The sequence below is a fragment of the Methylophaga lonarensis MPL genome (assembly GCF_000349205.1).
Classification (GTDB): domain Bacteria; phylum Pseudomonadota; class Gammaproteobacteria; order Nitrosococcales; family Methylophagaceae; genus Methylophaga; species Methylophaga lonarensis.
Window position 1 is genome coordinate 52,770 of the sequence record NZ_APHR01000017.1, and the last position, 6,939, is coordinate 59,708.

At 51.4% G+C, this 6,939-nt stretch carries 8 protein-coding genes; 3 read left to right on the top strand and 5 right to left on the bottom strand.

The window, feature by feature from the left end; genetic code table 11:
• Positions 1 to 10 precede the first annotated feature (10 nt).
• The 5 genes from MPL1_RS03920 to MPL1_RS03940 form a co-directional block, all read right to left on the bottom strand.
• Positions 11 to 763, bottom strand: coding sequence for a lipopolysaccharide kinase InaA family protein (locus MPL1_RS03920; RefSeq protein ID WP_009725831.1), 753 nt, complete (start codon positions 761 to 763; stop codon positions 11 to 13).
• A 15-nt stretch (positions 764 to 778) separates the two neighbouring features.
• Entirely contained in the window at positions 779 to 1,813 is a 1,035-nt protein-coding gene (gene waaF / locus MPL1_RS03925) for a lipopolysaccharide heptosyltransferase II (protein ID WP_009725832.1), read from the bottom strand.
• 4 nt (positions 1,814 to 1,817) lie between these two features.
• Entirely contained in the window at positions 1,818 to 2,627 is an 810-nt protein-coding gene (locus MPL1_RS03930; RefSeq protein ID WP_009725833.1) for a ZIP family metal transporter, read from the bottom strand.
• A gap of 493 nt (positions 2,628 to 3,120) precedes the next feature.
• Positions 3,121 to 3,858, bottom strand: a complete 738-nt coding sequence (pgeF, locus tag MPL1_RS03935; protein ID WP_009725834.1) for a peptidoglycan editing factor PgeF — start codon at positions 3,856 to 3,858, stop codon at positions 3,121 to 3,123.
• On the bottom strand, positions 3,855 to 4,721 hold the full coding sequence (locus MPL1_RS03940; protein WP_009725835.1) for an inositol monophosphatase family protein: 867 nt from the start codon (positions 4,719 to 4,721) through the stop codon (positions 3,855 to 3,857). Before MPL1_RS03940 ends, pgeF begins: the two co-directional genes overlap by 4 nt.
• Before the next feature lie 154 nt (positions 4,722 to 4,875).
• Here MPL1_RS03940 and MPL1_RS03945 point away from each other — a divergent pair, with 154 nt between their 5' ends.
• The 3 genes from MPL1_RS03945 to MPL1_RS13195 form a co-directional block, all read left to right on the top strand.
• Positions 4,876 to 5,601, top strand: a complete 726-nt coding sequence (locus MPL1_RS03945; protein ID WP_009725836.1) for a 16S rRNA (uracil(1498)-N(3))-methyltransferase — start codon at positions 4,876 to 4,878, stop codon at positions 5,599 to 5,601.
• A complete protein-coding gene (locus MPL1_RS03950) occupies positions 5,598 to 5,909 on the top strand; it encodes a DUF3301 domain-containing protein (RefSeq protein ID WP_009725837.1) in 312 nt (103 codons plus the stop codon). The genes MPL1_RS03945 and MPL1_RS03950 overlap by 4 nt, the downstream gene beginning before the upstream one ends.
• Positions 5,910 to 5,929: 20 nt before the next feature.
• The coding region (locus tag MPL1_RS13195) for a response regulator (protein WP_009725838.1) at positions 5,930 to 6,939 on the top strand (1,010 nt) is incomplete at its 3' end.

A 6,939-nucleotide genomic window follows, 5' to 3' on the forward strand; every position in this document is an offset into this window, starting at 1 on the left:
TGCTTTTGGATCAGGTGTTTTTCTTGTTGGTTTTTCTGTCAACAATTTGCCAAATTCTGCGGCTTTTTGCAGACAGACGCGGTTCGTTGAAATACTTTTGCATGAAATAGATCCGATCACGCAAGTTCCAGTTAGGCCCTGAGTGACGGTGCAGGGTTTGCAGATCTCTGACCATGGCCTGACGTTTTAAGGGTGTCCATTTCATTTTTTCCAAATCGATCAAGCGGATTTTCCAGCGACCTTTTTTGGAAAATCGGACAAAGATGTGCTTCGGGTACAGGCAATTGTGCTGATAGTGGTGGGTGTGCAAGGTGCTGATCACCCGAGCCAGTTTTTTCAGCAGTCGGCGGCGCTCTTTGCCAGTCAATGTGTTGGGATCAATGGTTTCCAGGGACTGATATTTTTCCAGTGATCGGGTCACCAGAATCGAGCGCATTTTATTCAGACCAAAATAAAGCGGTTCGAGTGTAGGGATCTGCTTGTTGATCAGGCGCTGGATGTTGCGGTATTCCTTCTGAAACGTGGGAATGCCGCGAAACGGATGCCGCCAGGTGCGGGTGATGTGATTTTCCTGACGTTTGATAAACACGACTTGTTTATTTTGCTCATCTTCAAGCGCGTATTTAACGACACCACTCCAGCCGCCGCGACGTTCGTTAGGGGCTTCAAACCATTCGCTTTTCAGTGTCCACAGTGAATCAAAATCATCCAGTTTGTGTTTGCTTAACAGCTGTTTGCTTTTTCGATCTGGAAATTCAGTCATGATGGAATACGAGCATTACTTGGCAAAGTGATATTTGATTTTAGCGGTAATGGTTTCTGCCTGTATATCTTTCATGCATTTGTGGTGGCCCAGCGGACATTCCCGCTTGAAGCAGGGCGAGCATTCGATAGGTAGCTGCACGATCTGTGCAAGCTCAGAAAGCGGCGGAGTAAAAGCCGTTGAGGTGGGGCCATAAATGGCGATAAGCGGTTTTTGTAGTGCGGCAGCGATATGCATTAAGCCAGAGTCATTTGAGACCACGACATCGGCGGTATCAATAAGGTCAATCGCTTCAGCCAGCTGGGTACGGCCACACAGGTTGATCAGTGATGATCTGAGCGCCGGGTCAACATGTGAGCAAATTTCATCGCCGGTGCTGGCATCGGCTTTTGAGCCCATGATCAACACTTGCCAACCCATCTCGATAAAATCAACGGCCAGATCAGCATAATGTGCAGCAGGCCATTGTTTGGCTGGCCCGAATTCAGCGCCCGGACATAAAATCAGCCGTTGTTGCTGTTTGAGGCGCGGTGGATCAATTGCTGTCGCCGACTGGCCAGCAATCATGTGCGGCTTTTGATAGCTTGGCGCTTTTCTGGCCTCTACCGCAGGTTGTGCCAGCGCCACAAAGCGTTGCACCATCAGAGGTAGCGCCTGCTTATTCAGCTTGCGGGCATCATTGAGCAAGCCATAACGCATTTCGCCCAGCCAGCCAGTGCGGACTGGAATCCTCGCAAACCAGGGGATTAATGCGGATTTCCAGGAGTTGGGTAGCACAATGGCGCGATCATAATTCTCATCGCGCAGTTTCAGGCCGATGGCTTTACGCTGTTTCCAGGCAAACATGCCATGGGTGACCGGCATGGAAATCGCCTGATGGACTTCCGGCATCCGCTCCAACAAAGGCCGACTCCAGTCCGGAGCCAGCACGTCAATCTGCACGTCAGGATTATTCTGGCGCAAGGCCATGAACAACGATTGCGCCATCACCATATCACCGACCCAGGACGGGCCGATGATCAGAATTTTGTCAATTTTGTGCTGTGTCATCCCCTCAGTGTAGTGCTGAATGGGTCACAAAGATCAAGATTATTCCGGCAACAATCAGAATCATTTGCTGCAGTGTTTCACTGAGCTGCGCTTTGGCATGCAAACTGGGGATCAAGTCGGCAACGGCGACATAGATGAAACTTGAAGCCGCGATAACAAGTACATACGGCAGCAGGTGATCGAGGGAGGACAGGGCAAAATAGGCAATCACCGCACCGACCACGGTGCCGAGGCTGGACAGAATATTAAAAAACAGTGCTTTTTTGCGGCTGTAACCACTGTGCAGCAAAATGACAAAGTCACCTAGTTCCTGAGGGATCTCATGTGCGGCGATGGCGATGGCGGTGACGATACCCAGATGAACATCAGTTAAAAAGGCTGCGGCAATCAATACACCATCAACAAAATTATGAATGCCATCACCAACCAGAATCAGCGCCCCTGCGGCTTTGCCCTGGTGTTGCTGCGCATGTTCGCTGTGGTGGTCAGTGCCCAGTTCCGGAATATTTTCATGACCGTGATGGCTGTGACAGTGACGCCAGAGCAACATTTTCTCCAGCAGGAAAAACGCCAGCAAACCAATCAGCAAGGTCAGACCGAGATCATGCGGGTCGACCATGAATTCATGCTCAATGGCATGAGGCAGCAAGCCGAGAAATGAGGCACCCAGCAAGGCGCCGATAGCAAAGCTGACCAAGTGGGGCACCGCATGATGGCGGGTTTTGCCGGGAAGAAGAAGAAACGAGGAAGCAATAATGACGCTCAACAGACCGCCGAGCAGGCTGAAGCCTACAATCCAGAGTAACAATTCCATAACAATCCAATCAGGGGTGAGTGGGGAAGATCATACCTTAAATTGATACACCATATCACTAGCGTCAAGCTCAAGCAGACATGACAACCGCGTGGCTGACGCTGATCTTGTCGATAAGCAGGCAATGACCGCAAAACCCGCCACTCTCGACTCTCCACGTCATTCTCGCGACTCTCCGTGTCATTCCCGTGACACTCCCGTGAGCTTCCTCAACATTCCAGCGACTCACCCTGCGTCATTCCCGCGCAGGCGGGAATCTGAGGCCTGCAGAGCTCCCAGACAAAGGCCCAAATTTTCCACAAAAACGGTGGAGTTGGATGTCGATTCTCCGAGTCATTCCCGTGACACCCCACCCGTCATTCCCGCGATCCCCACCTTTCATTCCCGCAATCCCCCCTCCCGTCATTCCCGCGCAGGCGAGAATCTGAGGCCAGCAGAGCTTCCAAACAAAGGCCCCAAATTTTCCGCAAAAACGATGAAGTTGGATGTTGATCTACTCCAGCCAGATAATCGAGGCCATTCGGCCAGTCACGCCATCCCTGCGATAGGAAAAAAACTGATCCGCCTGATTAAAGGTGCAATATTCGCCGCCAAAGATATTGTGAACACCACGCAGTTGCAGTCGCTGTCTGGCGAGTTGGTAGATATCCGCGTAATGATGACCATTTTCAGATGCGGTAAACGCCTCAGCTGCAATGGCATGATGAGCGGTAAACGCCTGATAGACTTCCGGACCAACCTCAAATGCACTTGGTCCTATCGCAGGTCCAAGCCAGACCAGCAAATCCTGCATTGGAGCGTTAAAACGTTTGACAGTGGTTTCGATAATGCCGCTAAGCAGGCCGCGCCAACCCGCATGAATCGCAGCCACTTGGTTGCCTCGAACATCACAAACCAGCAAGGGCAGGCAGTCAGCCGTTAATACACTACAGACATGGCCGGGCCGCTCACTGATGATCGCATCTGCCTCGATCCCGCTTTGCCACTCATCGCTGTCAATCACCCGCGTACTGTGAGTTTGATTGAGCCAGAGCGGCATTTCAGGTAAGTCGGCGAGTGTGATCAGTTGCTGCCGATTGCGATGGACGTTTTTGGGATCATCTGCGACATGGTCGCCAAGATTGAGACTGTCATAGGGCGGGGGACTAAAACCCGCTTGCCGGGTGGTGCAGATGGCTTTGATATGGGCTGGAGCAGGCCAGTCAGGCACTATCAATGCACTGCTGGTCATCGGCTGGCATGTCCCGAGAGAAAATTACGCCACTGCAACAATAATTCCGCATCAACGGCAGCACAGGCCGATTTTGATTGCAGGCTCGGCTCTGACAAGCTGTTTCCCTCAAGTGAAGTGATATAGCCTCCTGCCTCACTGATGATGAGCTGCGCTGCCGCGTAGTCCCAAAGCAATTGTTTGCCGTGAAGATAAAGCTGACAGCGACCTGCCGCCAACCAGCATAATTCGAGTGCAATTGACCCCAGGCTGCGCTGCGAACCATAAGGCCTTTCGGTGATAAGTCGTTGGCTCAGCTCCGGAGGCAGCCGTTTGAAATCAACCATGGCAAGGGTTTGACTGATATCGAGTTTATTGTGGGAGGTTTGCAAAGGTCGATCGTTCAGCCAGGCACCTTTGCCGAGTTGGGCGGTAAAGCATTCATCGCGGATCGGATCATAGACCAGCCCGTGGCTAACCGAGTTATTCTGCAGCAGGGCCAAGGAGACCGAAAAGCAGGGCATGCCAGAGGCAAAATTACTGGTGCCATCAATGGGATCCAGGCACCAAAGCGGTTTTCCTTCGCTTAACAGTTCGGCCTGCTGGCTGGCAGGCATTTCTTCGCCAAGCAGTTTGATGTCGGGATAATGTTCCGCCAGCCGTTCAGTGAGTATGTCCTGCATCATCCGATCAGCAATGGTGACAATACTGCCATCTGCTTTGTATTGCCGGTTCACCGCGTTGAATCGCGGTAGCAGAATTTCTCTGCTGATCTCCCTTATCAGGCGAGTCAGCTGTTGCAGGTCGATAGTCATAAATTCAAGTATATCAGTGAAATAGCAGGGCTCAGAAAATTTACCTGGCCAAGGTCTGTTCAGCTTCATCTGTTGTCAGCGATGGGGGCTAGACTGAAATGTCTCGGATGCGCGTGCTGATGTGTTGTAAATGTTTAACTGGAATATGAATGATTTGGTTTTATCAGGACTGAACAGCCTGTAAACTGGGCTGTTACAGACATTAATCCAGAACATTCAAATCATGCGCTGCGCCAGATTCTTTTTCCCCGAGCTACCTCGAGCTGCTATTGAGGTGACACTGCCAGATACCGTGTTCCGACACGCGGTACAGGTGTTGAGGCTAAAATCCGGCAGCCCAATCAGATTATTTGATGGACACGGTTATGAATGTGAAGCCACATTGGTGGATGTACAGCGACGTGAGGCGGTTGCAAGACTGGCCGAGCCGCTGGAGACTGCAACCGAGTCGAGCTTGTCGATCACCTTGATGCAAGGGATCTCACGCGGTGAGCGTATGGACTTTGCCATTCAAAAGGCTGTTGAGCTTGGGGTGACACGCATCATGCCTGTGGTGACCGAGCGATGTAATGTGCCGATGGATGCCGCCCGAGCTGACAAGCGTCAAGCGCACTGGCAAGGTGTGATTATCAGTGCTTGTGAGCAGAGTGGCCGAAGTGTGCTGCCTGAACTGATGCCGGTCACTCCCTGGACTGAGGCGTTGTCGGTATCAGCTGACTGCAAAATCGTCTTGTCGCCGGAAGCCACTCAGACAGTCAGGCAACTTCAACCTGCCAGCGAGCTTGCGCTGCTGATTGGACCTGAAGGCGGTTTAACCGAACAGGAAGTCATGCAGGCAATCGAATATGATTTCAATGCAATTCAATTCGGCCCGCGTATTCTGCGAACCGAAACAGCATCTGCCGCAGCCTTGGCCGTGCTGCAATCAATGTGGGGCGATCTTGGATGAATGACAGTACCATTGTGCTGATAATACTTGCGGTCGTCGCCTGGCTTTGGTGGGACAGCCGAGGCGTGGCAGAATTGGCTATAGAAATTGCCAAACAACGCTGTCACTGGGCAGGTGTGACTTTTCTTAATGATACGGTGGCCTGGAAAAAGGTGCGCCTCAAGCGCAACAGACAAGGACGCATGCAGATTCAGAGAACTTATTTTTTTGAGTTCGCCAGTGATATGCAGCAACGTTATCGTGGTGAAATTGTCATGTTGGGCAAGCAACTGCAATCCATTGATATGGAAGCCTACCGCGTAGGCTGAACCGAAAACAGGAGGCAATCATGTCAATTTTGACGGCAATGATCGTCGATGACTCCAGAGTAGCCCGAATGACTTTGAGCAAAATGCTCAAGGCAAGAGAGCTTGAAGTAATAGAGTTTTCCGATGCTGAGCAGGCGCTTCAGGCACTGCAGGAACAGGCCTCACCTGATGTTATTTTCATGGATATGATGATGGAGGGGATGGATGGGCTGACTGCGACCGCCCGAATAAAATCCGACCCCAGTTTTGCAAATATCCCGGTGATTATCTGTACCGGTAATGATGGTGAAGTTGAGCAACACCGGGCGGATATTGCTGGCGCACACAGTATTCTCAGCAAACCACCCGCTACGGAAGTGCTGGATGCGATCATTGCGGAACTGCACTCAGCAGAACCTGAGCTGACGGTTAGTTTTGCCGATGAAGATACGCTGACATTCGAACAGCCGGATGACGCTGATGATGGATTAAGTTTTGATTTGTCAGCAAGCCTCGCTCCCGAGCTTCCAGAACTCAATATTGCCGAGCCGAGAAAAGACGCGGAAAAACCGGTCTTGGCAGAGGTGGAAGCCACCTTGAACCGTACTTTTGTACCACAATTACAGTCCACCATTGAGCAACAGACTCGCCAACTGACGGAGCAATTATTCGAACAGCTTGCTGAGAAGTTACGACAGGAGATTGCCAGCCAACCCGCTGCGGATTCATCGTTGGCGCTGATGGATGCCGAACCTAGCAGTCAGCAGCCGACAACAGCAGCTCCTGAGTTTTCTGAGACGGAGCTGGCTGAAGCAATCCAGGCGGGTATTCGAGAACAACTGGCTGGCGTGCTAAATCAACAGCAAGCAGATTTGCGTACGCAATTGACCGCGGAAGTCATGCAATCAGTGCAGGCCGAGTTACAACGTGAGTTGCAGAAAATTTCCGGCAAACAAATTGAGGCGATGGTGGCAAACAAAACTGTCGGCACAACAAGGCAAGTTACAAACGCATCTTGCCAGCATGGAACAGGACTGGCAGCAGCGTTTGG